The 14,815-nt window shown below is 68.6% G+C and carries 14 protein-coding genes and 1 tRNA gene; 7 read left to right on the plus strand and 8 right to left on the minus strand.

All coding sequences use genetic code 11. The features are described from left to right. Positions 1–43: 43 nt before the first annotated feature. A complete protein-coding gene (locus tag E7T10_RS00170; protein ID WP_137720231.1) occupies positions 44–3,409 on the plus strand; it encodes a PAS domain-containing hybrid sensor histidine kinase/response regulator in 3,366 nt (1,121 codons plus the stop codon). On the opposite strand, the gene E7T10_RS00175 is transcribed toward E7T10_RS00170, so the two are convergent. Next, positions 3,406–4,014 (minus strand): response regulator transcription factor, encoded by a 609-nt coding sequence (locus tag E7T10_RS00175; protein ID WP_137720232.1) that lies wholly within the window; start codon positions 4,012–4,014, stop codon positions 3,406–3,408. The two genes, E7T10_RS00170 and E7T10_RS00175, sit on opposite strands and share 4 nt — an antisense overlap. Positions 4,015–4,175: 161 nt before the next feature. Here E7T10_RS00175 and E7T10_RS00180 point away from each other — a divergent pair, with 161 nt between their 5' ends. The 4 genes from E7T10_RS00180 to E7T10_RS00195 all read left to right on the plus strand — a co-directional run bounded on the left by E7T10_RS00180 (position 4,176) and on the right by E7T10_RS00195 (position 8,665). Next, entirely contained in the window at positions 4,176–5,528 is a 1,353-nt protein-coding gene (locus E7T10_RS00180) for a DcaP family trimeric outer membrane transporter (RefSeq protein ID WP_137720233.1), read from the plus strand. Positions 5,529–5,532: 4 nt separating this feature from the next. Continuing rightward, the gene (acs, locus tag E7T10_RS00185; protein ID WP_137720234.1) at positions 5,533–7,488 is read left to right on the plus strand and encodes an acetate--CoA ligase; all 1,956 of its coding nucleotides are present in this window, start codon (positions 5,533–5,535) and stop codon (positions 7,486–7,488) included. A gap of 68 nt (positions 7,489–7,556) precedes the next feature. Next, positions 7,557–8,552, plus strand: coding sequence for a bile acid:sodium symporter family protein (locus E7T10_RS00190; RefSeq protein WP_137720235.1), 996 nt, complete (start codon positions 7,557–7,559; stop codon positions 8,550–8,552). A gap of 39 nt (positions 8,553–8,591) precedes the next feature. After that, a tRNA-Gly gene (locus tag E7T10_RS00195) sits at positions 8,592–8,665 on the plus strand. 47 nt (positions 8,666–8,712) lie between these two features. On the opposite strand, the gene E7T10_RS00200 is transcribed toward E7T10_RS00195, so the two are convergent. The 4 genes from E7T10_RS00200 to E7T10_RS00215 form a co-directional block, all read right to left on the minus strand. Next, on the minus strand, positions 8,713–9,675 hold the full coding sequence (locus E7T10_RS00200) for a TraB/GumN family protein (RefSeq protein ID WP_137720236.1): 963 nt from the start codon (positions 9,673–9,675) through the stop codon (positions 8,713–8,715). Between the two features lie 44 nt (positions 9,676–9,719). Continuing rightward, a complete protein-coding gene (locus E7T10_RS00205; RefSeq protein WP_137720237.1) occupies positions 9,720–9,917 on the minus strand; it encodes a helix-turn-helix transcriptional regulator in 198 nt (65 codons plus the stop codon). Positions 9,918–9,920: 3 nt separating this feature from the next. Further along, positions 9,921–10,379 (minus strand): hypothetical protein, encoded by a 459-nt coding sequence (locus tag E7T10_RS00210; RefSeq protein WP_137720238.1) that lies wholly within the window; start codon positions 10,377–10,379, stop codon positions 9,921–9,923. 85 nt (positions 10,380–10,464) lie between these two features. Next, positions 10,465–11,682: a DNA recombination protein RmuC gene (locus E7T10_RS00215; RefSeq protein WP_045809574.1), complete on the minus strand. Its 1,218-nt coding sequence runs from the start codon at positions 11,680–11,682 to the stop codon at positions 10,465–10,467. Between the two features lie 119 nt (positions 11,683–11,801). Between E7T10_RS00215 and E7T10_RS00220 the strand changes: the two genes are divergently transcribed. Further along, on the plus strand, positions 11,802–12,164 hold the full coding sequence (locus tag E7T10_RS00220) for a hypothetical protein (protein WP_137720239.1): 363 nt from the start codon (positions 11,802–11,804) through the stop codon (positions 12,162–12,164). A 5-nt stretch (positions 12,165–12,169) separates the two neighbouring features. On the opposite strand, the gene recR is transcribed toward E7T10_RS00220, so the two are convergent. Together recR and E7T10_RS00230 are read right to left on the minus strand one after the other, a co-directional pair. Next, positions 12,170–12,772 carry a recombination mediator RecR gene (recR, locus tag E7T10_RS00225; RefSeq protein ID WP_017505626.1) on the minus strand — a complete coding sequence of 201 codons (603 nt, stop codon included), beginning with the start codon at positions 12,770–12,772 and terminating at the stop codon, positions 12,170–12,172. Further along, positions 12,772–13,101: a YbaB/EbfC family nucleoid-associated protein gene (locus tag E7T10_RS00230; RefSeq protein WP_039244052.1), complete on the minus strand. Its 330-nt coding sequence runs from the start codon at positions 13,099–13,101 to the stop codon at positions 12,772–12,774. The genes recR and E7T10_RS00230 overlap by 1 nt, the downstream gene beginning before the upstream one ends. Before the next feature lie 156 nt (positions 13,102–13,257). Here E7T10_RS00230 and E7T10_RS00235 point away from each other — a divergent pair, with 156 nt between their 5' ends. Further along, a complete protein-coding gene (locus E7T10_RS00235) occupies positions 13,258–13,872 on the plus strand; it encodes a malonic semialdehyde reductase (RefSeq protein WP_137720240.1) in 615 nt (204 codons plus the stop codon). A 72-nt stretch (positions 13,873–13,944) separates the two neighbouring features. Here E7T10_RS00235 and E7T10_RS00240 read toward each other — a convergent pair whose 3' ends face one another. Continuing rightward, positions 13,945–14,679, minus strand: coding sequence for a cytochrome c family protein (locus E7T10_RS00240; protein ID WP_137720241.1), 735 nt, complete (start codon positions 14,677–14,679; stop codon positions 13,945–13,947). Positions 14,680–14,815 lie beyond the last annotated feature (136 nt).

Raw genomic sequence — 14,815 nt, forward strand, 5'->3', positions numbered from 1 at the left:
CCTTTCGCTTGTGAAACTCCCCGTGCCCGGTTCAGATGCCCCGATGTTCAGCCTGACGATCCTCGGCCTGGTCGCCGCCTATATGGCGGTGCTGTTCGCCGTCGCCTGGTCTCAGGAACGGCCGTCGGCGCGCGCGCGCGGCAAGGGCTTGAGGCCGTCGGTCTACGCCCTGTCCTTGGCCATCTACTGCACCTCATGGACCTACTATGGCGCGGTCGGCACGGCGGCGCGCGACGGGTGGGAGTATCTGCCCATCTACATCGGCCCGGTGATCGGCCTGACGCTGCTGTTCCCGCTGTGGCGCAGGATCGCGGCGGCGGCCCGGCGCGAGAACGTCGGCTCCATGGCCGACTTCGTCGCCTCGCGATATGGCAAAAGCCAGACCCTGGGCGCGGCCGTCACCGTCGTCGCCATCCTGGGGTCGCTGCCCTATATTGCGCTGCAACTGAAGTCGCTGTCGATGGCCGGCGCCCTTTTGACCGCCGGCACGCCGGTGGCGGGGTCCGAGGGTCTGACGGTTCTGGTGCTGGCGGGCGTTCTGGCCTTCTTCGCTATCCTGTTCGGCGCGCGCCGTCCCGACCTGACCGAGCACAATCGCGGCCTGATCCAAGCCATCGGGCTGGAATCGATGGTCAAGCTGGGCGCCCTGCTCTTCGTCGCCGTCTTCGCCCTGGTCCTGCTGCTGAACGAAGGCTCGCCCCCACGCATCATCGAGGGCCTGGGCGCCCTGGCCGCGCCGCCCGAGGTCACGCCGCGCTTCACCGCCATCACCCTGCTGTCGACCCTGGCCGTCTTCTGCCTGCCGCGTCAGTTCCACGTCGCCTTTGTGGAGGGCGGTCAGCCGTCGGACGTGAAACGGGCGCGGTGGATCTTTCCCCTCTATCTGTTGCTGACCAGTCTGGCGGTGCTGCCGCTGGTGGCGGCCGGCGCGCTGTTCGCGCCGTCGGTCAATCCGGACCTGCTGGTGCTGGCCCTGCCGTTCCAGCGCGGCGAGACCCTGCTGACGGCCGTGGTCTTCGTCGGCGGCTTCTCGGCCGCCACCGCCATGGTCATCGTCGAGGCCGTCGCCCTGTCGGCCATGGTGTCCAACAGCCTGATCCTGCCCTTCCTGGCGCGCGAGCGTTGGCGGGTGCGCGGCGACGCCTCGGACATGGCGGGGACCATTCTTCAGGTGCGGCGCGGAGCCATAGTAGCAGTCCTGCTGCTGGCCTGGCTCTATTATCAGGCGACGGACCAGTCGCGCGGCCTGGCGGCCATGGGACTGGTGTCCTTCGCGGCGATGGCCCAGCTGGCGCCGGCATTGTTCGGCGCGGTCCTGTGGCGCGGCGGTCATGCGCAGGGGGCGCTGGCGGGCATGACAGTCGGCATGGGCGTCTGGATCGTCATGCTGGCCATGCCCCAGCTGTCGCCCGGCGCGCCCTGGCACCTGCACGTCATGATGGGGATAGGCGACCCGCTGGCGCTCGGCGTCTTCGTCAGCCTGGCGCTGAACCTGGCGGCCTATGTCGGCGTGTCGCGGTTTGCTCAGCCGCGCCTGATCGACCGGGTTCAGGCCCGCGCCTTTGTCGATCGGCTGGGACCGGACTGGATGGAGGCCCGGCCCGCGCCGTCGGGCGCCTCGGTCGGCGATCTGCGCGCCCTGGTCGCCCGCTTCATCGGCGACGAACGGGCCGAGCGCGCCTTCACCGCCTGGGGCGATGAGACCGACACAAAGCTCCGCGACGCCGATCCGGCCGATGCGGCCCTAGCCCGCGCCGCCGAGCGGATGCTGGCGGGCGCCATCGGCGCGGCCTCGGCCAGGCGGGTTATCGCCGCGGCGCTGGCCGGCGTTGGACGCGCGCCCGAGGACGTGGTGCGGATGCTGGACGAGGCGTCCCAGGCCGTCCAGTTCAACCGCGACCTGCTGCAGACCACGCTCGACAACATCGACCAGGGCGTGATCGTGGTGGACGAGGATCTGCGCGTCACCGCCTGGAACCGGCGCTACGTCGCCATGTTCGACCTGCCGGCCGGCTTCGTCCACGTCGGCCTGCCCATCGCCGTCATCTATCGCCTGAACGCCGAGCGCGGCGAAAGCCCGGACGACATCGAGGCCTGGGTCGAGCGACGGCTGGAGGCGCTGAGCCGCCGCATTCCCCACGACCACGAACGCCAGCAGCCCGACGGCCGGGTGCTGCGCTCCTCAGGCGCGCCGATCCCGGGCGGCGGCTACGCGACCAGCTACACAGACATCACCGCCCTGCGCCAAGCCGCGCGGGAGCTGGAAGAGGCCAACGAACGGCTGGAGGCGCGCGTGGCGGACCGCACCGCCCGACTGGACGAGGCCCGGCGCGTGGCAGAGGACGCCACGGCCTCCAAGACCCGGTTCCTGGCAGCCGCCAGCCACGACCTGCTGCAACCGCTGCACGCCGCCCGCCTGTTCATCGCCGCCTTGAAGGAGGAGCCGGCGCTGGAAGACGCGACCAGCCGCACCCTGGCCGTCAACGCGGACCGCGCCATCGACAGCGCCCACCGTCTGCTGACCGCCCTGCTGAGCCTGTCCAAGCTGGAGGCCGGCGGGGTGCGGACCAATGTCGCGCGGCTGTCGCTGGGCGGCCTGTTCGACGAACTGCGCCGCGAGTTCGCGCCTGTGGCCGAGGCCAAGGGTCTGGATCTGACCGTGATGTCCAGCCGCCTGTGGGTCGCGTCCGACCGCGACCTGCTGCGCTCCATGCTGCAGAACCTGGTGGCCAACGCCCTCCGCTATACGGATGCCGGCCGGGTGTTGGTCGGGGCGCGTCGGCAGGGCGAGACGGTGCAGCTGTTCGTCTGCGACACCGGCCGCGGCATTCCCGATACCGAACACGAAACCGTCTTCGGCGAGTTCGTGCGTCTGCCCGGCGCGGTCGATGAACCGGGCGCGGGCCTGGGTCTGGCCATCGTGCGGCGCCTGTCCAGCCTGCTCGATCACCCGCTGGAGCTGAGTTCCCGTGTGGGACGCGGCACGACCTTCCGGATCACCGTGCCGCGCAGCGCGGCCGATCGGCCTGCCGAGGCCCCGCCGGTGCGCGAGACGCGCCTGCCGCTGGCGGGCCTGCGTGTGCTGTGCGTGGACAATGAGCCGGTGATCCTGGACGCGCTGAACGCCCTGCTCACCCGCTGGGGCGCACGGCCGACCTTGGTCGCCAGCGTCGAGGCGGCCAAGGCGGCGATCGGCCCGTTCGACGCCGCCGTGGTCGATCTGCATCTGGGCGATGGGCCCGAAGGGTTCGCCGTCATCGACTGGCTGAGGCCTCAGGGCGTGCGCCGCATCGCCCTGGTCACCGCCGACACCCGCGACGGGCTGAACGAACAGGCGACCGCGGCCGGCGCCGTCCTTCTGCCCAAGCCGATCAAGCCGGCGGCGCTGAAGGCCTTCCTGTCTAGTTAAGCCGGGTCCAGCGACTTGGCCAGGATCACCGCCTGGGTCCGGTTGTGAACGCCCAACTTTCGAAACACGCTGGTCAGGTGCGCCTTGATGGTGGCTTCGGAGACGCCGAGGTCGAAGGCGATCTGCTTGTTCAGCCGGCCGGCCTTCAGCCCTTCGAGAATCCGCAGCTGCGACGGCGTCAGGCTGGCCACGCGGCCGGCCAGATCATCGTCGGCCTCGGGCACATCCGGCGCCCAGCTGTCGCCGGCGAGAATGGCGGCAATCGCCTCGACCATCTGCGGCAGGGACGAAGACTTGGGGATGAAGCCGGCGGCGCCCAGGCCCAGGGCGTGGCGCACCACCGGCGCATCCTCGCTGGCCGAGACCACCGCCACCGGCACGGTCGGCTGTTCGGCCCGCACGACGGCGAGGCCCGCCATCCCCTCGCTGTCCGACAGCTTCAGATCCAGCAGCAACAGATCGACGGGCCCCGCGACCATCGCGGCCCGGGCTTCGGCCAGGCTGGCGCATTCCACCACCTCCGCGCCCGGCGCCGCCTTGTCGACGGCCGAGCGCAGGGCGGCGCGAAACAGGGGATGGTCGTCGGCGACGACGATGCGATCCATGGACTTCCTTCCGTGCGCGGCGTCTGACCGGCCGCGTCGTCGCCATCATGGCGCGGTTCGACTTTGGTCGAAATTAGACCAATGGCCAATGGCTCACCGAGGCCGCAGGCGAAAAGGTCGTCAAACGGACGCCCGCGCGAGACGGGCGCGGGAGGTTCATCATGATCACGAAAAGCCTGATGGCGGGAGCCGCCGCCGTTGCGCTGATGGCGACGCCCAGCCTGGCCTCGGCCCAGGACCAGGCCGCGCTCGAAGCGCGCATCGCTCAGCTCGAAGCCCAGTTGAACGCCCTGAAGTCCGAGGTCGTCGCCGCCCGAACCCAGCAGGCGGCGCAACAGCAGGACATCATCCGCCTGGAGACCCGCCCGGCCGCGCCCGCCCCGGTCCAGCAGGCCGCGGCGCCGGCGGCGCCCGGCGAAGGGTTCCGCATCGGCGACCACACGGTCAAGTTCGGCGGCTTCGTCAAGGTGGACGCCTACGCCACCCGCTATTCCGGCGGCGATCCGGTCAATGGCGACGCGCTGCGTGAATTCCACATTCCCGGCTCCATCCCCATCGGCGGCGCCGATGAGGATACGGCGACCGACTTCAACGCCCGCCAGACCCGGTTCTGGCTGACCACCGACGGCATGGTCGGCGGCCACAAGATCGGCACGCGGATGGAGATGGACTTCCAGACCCTACCCGGCGCCGGCGACCAGCGCACCACCAGCCCGGCCAACCCGGCCCTGCGTCGCGCCTTCATCACCATCGACAACTGGCTGATCGGCCAGGAGTGGACCAACTTCCAGAATACCGCCGTCCTGCCCGAATCCGCCGACTTCATCGGCGCGGCCGAAGGCACGGTCTTCGCCCGTCAGGTCCAGGTCCGCTACACGCGCGGTCCCTTCTCGGTCTCGGTCGAGAACCCCGAGACGACGGTGACCCCGTTCGGCGGCGGCGCGCGCATCGTCGCCGACGACAACAGCATCCCGGACTTCACCGCCCGCTATGCGGTGTCCAAGCCTTGGGGCGACTTCCAGTTCGCGGGCCTGCTGCGCCAGCTGAAATACCAGAACCCCGCGACGAACATCGATTCCACCGCGACGGGCTGGGGGCTGTCGGCCTCGACCAAGATCAAGGTCGGCGCCAAGGACGATCTGCGCCTGATGGTGACGGGCGGCGAGGGCATCGGCCGCTATGTCGGTCTGAACTTCTCCAATGACGCGGTGCTGAACGGCTCGGGCGATCTGGATGCGATCGGCGTGGTCGCCGGCTTCGCCGCCTATCGCCACGTCTGGGCGCCCGGCTGGCGTTCCAGCCTGATCTGGTCGGCGCAGAAGGTGGACAACGACCTGGCCTTCACGGGCCTGGCCGCCAACCGTTCGGCCCAGAGCTTCCACGCCAACTTGATCTGGTCGCCGGTTACGGCGTTTGATGTCGGGGCCGAGCTGATGTTCGCAGACCGCGAGATCGAAACCGGCGCCAGCGGCGACATGACCCGTCTGATCCTGTTCGCCAAATACGGATTCTGATTTGATGCCGGAGACGTCTCGCGTGCCTGATCCCGCCCTCTATCCCGTTCCCGCCGACTGGGCCGAAAAGGCCCACATGGACCGGGAGGCGTATGAGGCGGCGCGGATCGCCGCGCGCGAGACGCCCGACGTCTTCTGGGCCGAACAGGCCAGACGTCTGGACTGGATCACCCCGCCGACCCGGATCAAGGACGTCTCCTTCAACAAGGAAGATTTCCGCATCCGCTGGTTCGAGGACGGCGTCCTGAACGTCTCGGCTGAGTGCATCGACCGTCACCTGCCCCACCGCAAGGACGAGACGGCGATCATCTGGGAAGGCGACGATCCCGCCGACAGCCGCCACATCACCTTCGGCGAACTGCACGCCGAGGTGTGCCGTATGGCCAATGTGCTGAAGGCGCATGGGGCCAAAAAGGGCGACCGGATCACCCTGTATCTGCCCATGATCCCCGAGGCCGCCTACGCCATGCTGGCCTGCGCGCGGATTGGCGCGGTGCATTCGGTCGTCTTCGGCGGCTTCTCGCCCGACAGCCTGTGCGGCCGGATCGAGGACTGCGGCTCAAACCTGGTCATCACCGCCGACGAGGGCCTGCGCGGCGGCAAGCACATTCCGCTGAAGGCCAATGTCGACGAGGCCCTGACGAAGGTGAAGGTCGACACCGTCCTGGTCATCCGCCGCACCGGCGCCGACGTGCCGATGACCGAGGGCCGCGACTTCGACTATGGGCAGGAGGCCGCCAAGGTCGATGCCGACTGCCCGCCCGAGCCGATGAACGCCGAGGATCCGCTGTTCATCCTCTACACCTCCGGCTCGACGGGTAAGCCCAAGGGCGTGCTGCACACCACGGGCGGCTATCTGTTCTGGGCCGCCTGGACGCACGAGATCGTCTTCGACTATCGCCCCGGCGAGGTTTTCTGGTGCACCGCCGACGTGGGCTGGGTCACGGGCCACTCGTACATGGTCTATGGCCCCCTCGCGAATGCGGCGACGACCCTGATGTTCGAGGGCGTGCCCAACTATCCCGACGCCGGACGTTTCTGGCAGGTGGTGGACAAGCACAAGGTCGAGATCTTCTACACCGCCCCCACGGCCCTGCGCGCCCTCATGCGCGAGGGCGACGGCCCGGTGAAGGCCTCTTCGCGCGCCTCGCTGCGTCTGCTCGGCACGGTGGGAGAGCCAATCAATCCCGAGGCCTGGCGCTGGTATCACGAGGTGGTCGGCGACGGCCGTTGCCCCATCGTGGACACCTGGTGGCAGACCGAGACGGGCGGTCATCTGATCACCCCCCTGCCCGGCGCCACCGACCTGAAGCCCGGATCGGCGACCCTGCCCCTGCCCGGCGTCGAGCTTCAGATCGTGGACGCCGAGGGTCAGCCGCTGGAGGGCGCCGTCTCCGGCAATCTGTGCATCACCGACAGCTGGCCGGGCCAGATGCGCACCGTCTATGGCGACGATCAACGCTTCTTCGACACCTATTTCTCGACCTATCCGGGCCGCTACTTCACCGGCGACGGCTGCCGCCGGGACGAGGACGGCTACTACTGGATCACCGGCCGGGTGGACGACGTTATCAATGTGTCCGGCCACCGGATGGGCACGGCCGAGGTCGAGAGCGCGCTCGTTCTGCACGACGATGTCGCCGAGGCGGCGGTCGTCGGCTATCCCCACGACATCAAGGGCCAGGGCATCTACGCCTATGTCACCCTGAACAACGGGGTCGAGGCGACCGAGGATCTGAGAAAGGCGCTGGTCGCCCACGTTCGACACGAGATCGGCCCCATCGCGGCCCCCGACGTGATCCAGTGGGCGCCGGGTCTGCCCAAGACGCGCTCGGGCAAGATCATGCGCCGCATCCTGCGCAAGATCGCCGAGAACGAGATCGGCGCGCTGGGCGACACCTCGACCCTGGCGGACCCGTCGGTCGTGGACGATCTGGTCAAGAACCGCGCCGGGGCCTGAAGACGCGGGTTCAATGCGGCGGCTGATGCGCCTATCTGTGCGTCAGCCCGCCGCAGCCTGAGCCGTTCATGCCCCGTTTCCTGTCCCGCCTGCCGATCGACGGCTATCTGCTGGCCCTGATCGGCATGGTCATCCTGGCGGCCCTGTTTCCCGCCAGCGGACAGGCGGCGGTCGTCATGGACCGGGTGGTCAAGGCCGCCATCGCCCTGCTGTTCTTCCTGTACGGCGCGCGGATGTCGCCGGCGACCATCGGGGCGGGCCTTCTGCACTGGCGGCTTCAGGGGACGGTCTTCCTGTCGACCTTCCTGCTGTTTCCGCTGCTGGGGCTGGGCCTGGTCTTCCTGATGCGGGGATCGCTTCAGCCCGATCTGCTGACCGGTATGCTGTATCTATGCCTGCTGCCGTCCACGGTGCAGTCGTCCATCGCCTTCACCTCCATCGCCGGCGGCAATGTCGCGGGCGCCCTGACCAGCGCCAGCCTGTCGAACCTGCTGGGGGTGGTTGTGACGCCGTTGCTGGTCGCCCTGCTGATCGGCGGCGCCAATGGCGGCATCCATTTGCAGTCCATCCTCGACATCGGCCTGCAGATCCTGGCCCCCTTCGCCGTCGGCCAACTGTGCCGCCCCCTGCTGAAGGACTGGCTAACCCGCCACGCCAAACTGACCGGCCTCGTGGATCGCGGCTCCATCCTGCTGATCGTCTACGCCGCCTTCAGCGAAGGCGTCGTCGCCGGCGTTTGGTCCCAGGTCGCGCCGCTGGATCTGGCCAAGGTCATCGGCCTGAACATCGCCCTGCTGGCCATCGTGCTCGCCCTGACCCTTTTCGCCGGGCGCGCGCTGAAGTTCGACCGCCCCGACCGGATCGTCATCCTGTTCTGCGGCTCCAAGAAGAGCATGGCCACCGGCATCCCCATGGCCGGCATCCTGTTCGCCGGTCACGCCGTGCCGCTGATCGTCCTGCCGATCATGCTCTTCCACCAGATCCAGCTGTTCGCCTGCACGATCATCGCCCAGCGCTATGCGCGCGAGAATGAAGCGCGCGCCCGGAGTCCGGTCTTACCTTGAGCGCCGCCCAGCCTTGAGATAGACCGGCCTCAGGCGATCGCGGGCATGATGTAGTGGTAGCCTGAAAGCTTCCCAAGCTTTTCGTGCGGGTTCGATTCCCGCTGCCCGCTCCAGCCGATCGGCGAAGGCGCGACGTCGCCGCCGCGCCCTCCTTCCGTTCTCAGTTCGCCGCCTCGACCGTCACGCCGCGCTTTTGCAGGATGGCCTGGACGCTGTCGTCGCCGGTCAGGTGGGCGGCGCCGACGGCGATGAAGGCGGTGCCGGAGCCTTCAAGCAGGGTCTGGATCTGGTTGGCCCAGTCGGTGTTCCGATCGACCAGAACGGCTTGATACAGCGCCGGCGAGGCGTCCTTCATTTCCGTGATCGTGACGCGGTTCAGCGTGGCGACGTCGCCCCGCGCCCAGGCCTCGACCATTTCATCCAGTTTGGTGGCGGCGTTCTCGTAGTCCTTCAGCGTCTCGCGCAGGAAGACCAGTTGCACGTCGTCGGGCAGGCCGGCCAGGATGCCGATCTGCTTGTCGATGGTCTCGAAGCCGTGGATCGGCTTGCCCGCCGCCTCAGCCCGCGCCTTCAGCACCAGCTCGACGCCGGACTTGGGGTCGTAGCCGGCCTTGATCAGCGGCGCGACCGACAGGCTGAGCGCCGCCAGCCAGGGCTTCATCGGTTGAAGCTGGGCGGCCGAGGCGCCCATGGCCTGGGCGGCCGCGGCCAGTTCAGCGTTTTCCTGCGGCGTCAGGCGGCTGGACAAGGGGGTCTCGGGCGACAGGCCGCGCTGCTGGATCAGCGGCATGATGGCGGCCTGGTCGTCGGGGTTGCTGATCTCGAACCAGATGTCCGAGGCGCTGTCGAAGGCGGCCTCGACGCGGGGGCTGGACCAGCCGATCGTCGGGCGAAGCACATGGACAGAGCCGAACAGATACAGGGTCGAATCCGCATCCTTGACCACCCACAGGGCGGGGCCGTCGCCCTGGATCGGCGCTGGGGCGGCGGGCGCGGCGGTCTGGGCCAGGGCATCGGCGGGGACGCCGGCGATGGCGACGAACAGCGCCAGGCCGCCGGCGACGCCCACGGCGCCGCGCGCCAGGCTGGAAACGGACGACAGAAGGCGATCAGTGAAGGTCATGGAAGGTCTCGTTGTTGTCGAAAATGAGGGAGAGGAAGAACCGATCAGGACTGATCGTCCGAGAAGATGGATTCGATGGGCTGACCGAAAACGCGGGCGATCTTGAAGGCCAGCGGCAGAGAGGGGTCATAACGGCCGGTCTCCAGCGCGTTCACGGTCTGGCGCGACACGCCCAGATGTTCGGCCAGTTGCGCCTGGCTCCAGTCGCGCTCGGCCCGCAGGACCTTAAGACGATTGTTCATGGCTCAGCCCCGCATCCGCGCCAGCCACCACCACACCCAGACGACGGTGTAGCCGATCAGCATGGGGGCGATCATCAAGGCGGCGCCGGCGGACACATAGTCGATGGGCGAACCGCCCGAGCCGATCTCGCGCGCGATGATGTCGCGCCATGGTCCGGCCGAGGACAGGATCAGGCCGACGCCGCTGACGCACATGCCCGCCGTGCCGCCCCAATACCAGGCCGCCTTGTGCGCCTCCCGCGCAGCCTCGTCGATAACGCGCATCCATTCGGCGCCGATCCACAGGGTGCCGGCCATGATGGCGGCGGCGAAGACTGCGGTCACGATCAGTTCGCCTATCTCGGGCGCGATCCATCCCGCACTGGAGGCGTAGCCGACCGCGACGCCGCCCAGGACGGCGAACAACAGGCCGCCGCCGAACGTGATCACCGTCGCCTTGATTACCGGCCGCCACTTATTCATCAGTCAACACCCCTTGTCCTATTGACAAGCTACATTGACATCACAGCCTCGGCGCTGTCAAGCGCCCTTTCCACGGAAAAGACGTCTACTCGACCTTGGCGGCGGCGATCAGTTCGGGGCGGGCGATGGCGCGGGGCGCGGTTTCGACCGGCGTCAGATCCGGCAAGGCCTTGCCCTCGTGATCGACCTGCAGATCCTCGAACCGGCGCGCGGAGACCATGACCTGGCTCTCGAGCGAGCCGACGAACTGATTGTACTTGCCAACCGCCGTATCCAGAGCCCGCCCGACGGCTGAGGCATGCCCCCCCATGACCGACAGCCGCTTGTAGAGTTCGCGGCCTAGGGCGGCGACCTTGTCTGCGTTGGCCGCCTGCTCTTCCGCGCGCCAGCCATAGGCAACGGCCTTGCACAGGGCGAACAGGGTCGAAGGGGTGACGATGACGACGCGCGAGGCCATGGCCTGGGTCATCAGGTCCGGCTCATGGTCCAGAGCCGTGACCAGGAAGGCGTCGCCGGGCACGAACAGGACGACGAAATCCGGGCTGGGCTTGAACTGGTCCTGATAGGCCTTGGACGACAGCTGGCGCACATGGGTCTTCAGGCTGGCGGCGGTGCGCAGGCCGACCGAGCGGGCGCGCGCCTCTTCGTCGCCCTCTCCGTCGTCGAAGGCCAGCGGGACCTTGGCGTCGATCACGAACATGCCGCCGCCGGGCAGGCGGACGATGAAGTCGGGCCGGTTCTGGCGACCCTCGTCGTCGGCGCTGGAGGTCTGTTCGGTGAAGTCGAACCGCCCCGCCATGCCGGCGGCCTCCAGCACATTGCGGCAGGTCTGCTCGCCCCATCGGCCCCGACGGCCCGTATTGCCGCGCAGGGCTTCGGTCAGCTTGCGCGCCTCGTCGCGCGTGGCGGACGAGGCCGTCATCAGCTGGGCCAGCTGCTCGCGCAGCCCCCCGGTCTCTTCGGACCGCGTCTTCTCCAGCGCGGCGACATGCTCCTGGAACTTGGTCAGGGTGTCGGCGACGGGTTTCAGCTGGGCGGCCATCCGCTCGCGCGCCAGCTGGTCCTGGGCGCGGAAGGTCTCGGTCGCGCGACTGACCATCTGATCCGCCACGACCTGGGCCGACTGCGCCGCCTGGGCTTTGAGCAGTTCGCCCATGGTCACACGGCTTTCCTCGACCAGATCGATGCGGGCCTCGGCCGCGGCCAGCGCGCCGCTCGTCCTTTGCCAGCCCATATAGGCCCACAGAAAACCGCCCGCGAAGGCGGCGGCCAGGACAGCGAGGATCGGCACGAGCATGTTCATGCTCCGTTCCTAACGGGAGTCGCCATCAATGAGAAGCGGGCCCTTCCGGCGCCGCTTGTCCGGAACGTCGCCACTGCGATGACGTTGGTGTCTCAGCCATTTGCACGAAGGACCCGCCCATGACCCCGGAAAAGCCCCACCGCCACGACACCGCCGCCGATGCGGTGCACGACGGCCGGCCGGTCGACGCCGAACTGGTGCGCAGCGGCCGCAAGAACCCGCGCATCGCCGTAATCCTGGCGATCTCGACCCTGGCGGCGGCCATTCTGCTGCTGGGCCTGTGGTTCGTGACCAACGGCGCGTTCGATTCCAAGAACGCGGAGACCGGGCCCGAGGCGGCCGCCGCCGAAACCCAGGCCTTCGTCGGCGACAGCCAGACTCCGCCGGCCGCCGATGCGCCGACGGATGAAACGGGGCGCGCCGTGCCGACCCCGACGGGCGAAGCGCCGAACGTCAACGCCCCGACGGTGCCTTCGAACTAACTCGGTCAGGCCGGGCGGCGGGCGCGCAGGGCCTGGACGATGGTGCCGTCGTCCAGCCAGTCCAGTTCCCCGCCGACCGGCACCCCGCGCGCCAGCGAGGTGATCTCCACATCCGGACCGGCGATCCGCTCGGCGACATAGTGGGCGGTCGTCTGGCCATCGACCGTGGCCGGCAGGGCCAGCACGACCTCCCGCACGCCCCCGCCCCTGACGCGCCCGACCAGTTCGGTGATCCGCAGATGCTCGGGCCCGACGCCGTCCAGCGCGGACAGCAGTCCGCCCAGGACATGATATTTGCCGCGAAAGGCGCCGGATCGCTCCATCGCCCACAGGGCGCCGGCCTCCTCAACCACGCAGATCAGACTGTTGTCTCGCGCTCCATCGGAACAGATGGCGCAGGGGTCGCGCGTATCCGGCGCGCCGCAAACCGAGCACGACACGACCTTTTCCGCCGTCTCGGCCAGCGACGCTGCCAGCGGGACCAGCAACTGCTCGCGGCGCTTCAATAGCGCCAGCGCCGCGCGCCGCGCCGAGCGCGGACCGAGGCCCGGCAGTTTGGCGAGAAGGGAGATCAGCCGTTCGATCTCCGGCCCGGCGGAGGCGGCCATCAGAACAGTTTCGGCATTCCGGGAATGTTCATCCCGGCCATGGGGCCTGCGGCCTCGCGCATCAGGGCGTTGTTCTGCTCATCCAGCTTGCGCTTGGCGTCGGCATGGGCGGCGACGATCAGATCGGCCAGGATCTCGCCCTCGCCCGGGCTCAGCAGGCTGTCATCGATCTTGATGGCTGTAATCTCGCCAGGGCCCTTGAGGGACACCGAGACGAGGCCGCCGCCGGAAGAACCCTCGGCAATCGTTTCGGCCATCTTGGCCTGGGCGTCCTGCAGCTTTTGCTGCATCGCCTGGGCCTGCTGCATCAGTTGGGTCAGATCTTTCATGCCCTCTAGATAGGGCGAACCAAGCCTGGGCGACAGAGGGGTTGTGCGCGGTGCGCGATATCGAAACCCAGCCTTTCGGGATTGGCGCTTGCGGCTGTTGCAAAACACCCTAATTAGCACCCGTAATCGTTGCTATTTAAGTCAGGACGCATCCCCATGGCCTATGACGCTACTCACCAACGCGACGTCCCGCTGTCGGACGCCGCCCTGTCGCAACTGTTCACCGAGGCGCGCACGCGCAACGGTTGGACGGATCGCCCCGTCGCGCCGGAACTGCTGCACAAGCTGTATGACCTGACCAAGTTCGGGCCCACGGCGGTCAACGGATCGCCCGCCCGCTTCGTCTTCATCACCTCGCCCGAGGCCAAGGCCCGCCTGATTCCGCTGATGAGCGAGGGCAACCGCGACAAGACGCGGCAGGCCCCGGTGACGGTGATCGTCGGTCAGGACATGGACTTCCACGATCATCTCGACGCCCTGTTCCCCCATGCGCCGGGCGCCAAGGCCTGGTTTGCCGACGAGGCCGGCCGGCGCGAGACCGCCTTCCGTAACGCCTCGCTGCAGGGCGGCTATCTGACCATCGCCGCCCGCGCCCTGGGCCTGGATGTCGGGCCGATGTCCGGCTTCGACGCCGCCGGCGTGAAGGCCGAGTTCTTCCCCGACAGCCATGTCGAGCCGAACTATATCCTCAACCTCGGCTATGGCTCGGACGAGAATCTGTTTCCACGCTCGCCGCGCCTGTCGTTCGACGAGGCCGCGCAGATTCTCTGAGCCGAGTTGTCGGCCCGAAACGAAGAAGGGCGGCCCGTCGGGCCGCCCTTTTGTCGTTCATCGCCGGAGCAATCAGGTGTTGGGCGGCGCAGACGCCGTCGCGGCGGGCGGGGCCGCCGGGGTCGCCTGAGACGCGGCGGGGGCGCCGGCGGCCGGGGTGGTTCCGGTCGCTTCGGTCGCCGCGGCGCCTTCGGTCACCGGGGCCTCGCCCATCGCAGGCGCGCCGGCGGCCGGCGCGGCCGCGCCAGGCTGACGGGTGGGATCCGGCGCCGGGATGGCGAAGCCGCCCGAGCCCTGCGTGCGCAGCCAGGCGATCAGATTGATGCGCGTCTGGGTGTCGCGGATGCCGGCGAAGGACATCTTGGTGCCGGGCACATATTTGGCCGGTGCCGTGATGAAGCTGTTGATCTGGTCATAGCCCCAGGTCGGCGCCTCAGCCTTGTGCTTGGCCATGGCGTCGGAATAGGCGAAGCCCGGACGGTGCATGACCGGACCGCCGACCACGCCCCACAGGTTCGGACCGATCTTGTCGGCGCCGCCCTGGTGCGCGTCGTGGCAGGCCTGGCAGCGGGCGAAGGCGGCCTCGCCGGCGGCCAGATCGGCGGTCGGCAGCACCGTGCCCCAGTCGGGCGCCAGTTCGGCGGCTTCACCGCCGGCGGCCTCTTCCGGCGCATCGACGAAATAGCCCATCTTTTCGGGGGCTTCCGAATGATAGACGAGGCCCGAGGCCTGCTGGACGACCAGGATGACGAACGCCGTCCCCAGAGCCGCGCCGAAAATCTTGTTCCACTTAAGATCGCCGCTCATACGCCTGGTCGTTTCCCTCTGCCGGCCGGGCCCCTCGAAAACACGCCCCGGACATAATCTTGCTTTGGCGTCTCTGGCACGGTAGCGCCGCCTTCGCAACCGGCCCAACGCGCGACGGGCCAGACAGGCGTCAGGG

It is taken from the genome of Brevundimonas sp. SGAir0440 (assembly GCF_005484585.1).
In the GTDB taxonomy this organism is placed as follows: domain Bacteria; phylum Pseudomonadota; class Alphaproteobacteria; order Caulobacterales; family Caulobacteraceae; genus Brevundimonas.

Excerpts from the sequence above, each read along its gene's own strand:
- E7T10_RS00170 (WP_137720231.1), top strand. The coding sequence starts at position 44 with ATGTTCAGCCTGACGATCCTCGGCCTGGTCGCCGCCTATATGGCGGTG.
- E7T10_RS00175 (WP_137720232.1), bottom strand. The coding sequence starts at position 4,014 with ATGGATCGCATCGTCGTCGCCGACGACCATCCCCTGTTTCGCGCCGCC.
- E7T10_RS00180 (WP_137720233.1), top strand. The coding sequence starts at position 4,176 with ATGATCACGAAAAGCCTGATGGCGGGAGCCGCCGCCGTTGCGCTGATG.
- acs (WP_137720234.1), top strand. The coding sequence starts at position 5,533 with ATGCCGGAGACGTCTCGCGTGCCTGATCCCGCCCTCTATCCCGTTCCC.
- E7T10_RS00190 (WP_137720235.1), top strand. The coding sequence starts at position 7,557 with ATGCCCCGTTTCCTGTCCCGCCTGCCGATCGACGGCTATCTGCTGGCC.
- E7T10_RS00200 (WP_137720236.1), bottom strand. The coding sequence starts at position 9,675 with ATGACCTTCACTGATCGCCTTCTGTCGTCCGTTTCCAGCCTGGCGCGC.
- E7T10_RS00205 (WP_137720237.1), bottom strand. The coding sequence starts at position 9,917 with ATGAACAATCGTCTTAAGGTCCTGCGGGCCGAGCGCGACTGGAGCCAG.
- E7T10_RS00210 (WP_137720238.1), bottom strand. The coding sequence starts at position 10,379 with ATGAATAAGTGGCGGCCGGTAATCAAGGCGACGGTGATCACGTTCGGC.
- E7T10_RS00215 (WP_045809574.1), bottom strand. The coding sequence starts at position 11,682 with ATGAACATGCTCGTGCCGATCCTCGCTGTCCTGGCCGCCGCCTTCGCG.
- E7T10_RS00220 (WP_137720239.1), top strand. The coding sequence starts at position 11,802 with ATGACCCCGGAAAAGCCCCACCGCCACGACACCGCCGCCGATGCGGTG.
- recR (WP_017505626.1), bottom strand. The coding sequence starts at position 12,772 with ATGGCCGCCTCCGCCGGGCCGGAGATCGAACGGCTGATCTCCCTTCTC.
- E7T10_RS00230 (WP_039244052.1), bottom strand. The coding sequence starts at position 13,101 with ATGAAAGATCTGACCCAACTGATGCAGCAGGCCCAGGCGATGCAGCAA.
- E7T10_RS00235 (WP_137720240.1), top strand. The coding sequence starts at position 13,258 with ATGGCCTATGACGCTACTCACCAACGCGACGTCCCGCTGTCGGACGCC.
- E7T10_RS00240 (WP_137720241.1), bottom strand. The coding sequence starts at position 14,679 with ATGAGCGGCGATCTTAAGTGGAACAAGATTTTCGGCGCGGCTCTGGGG.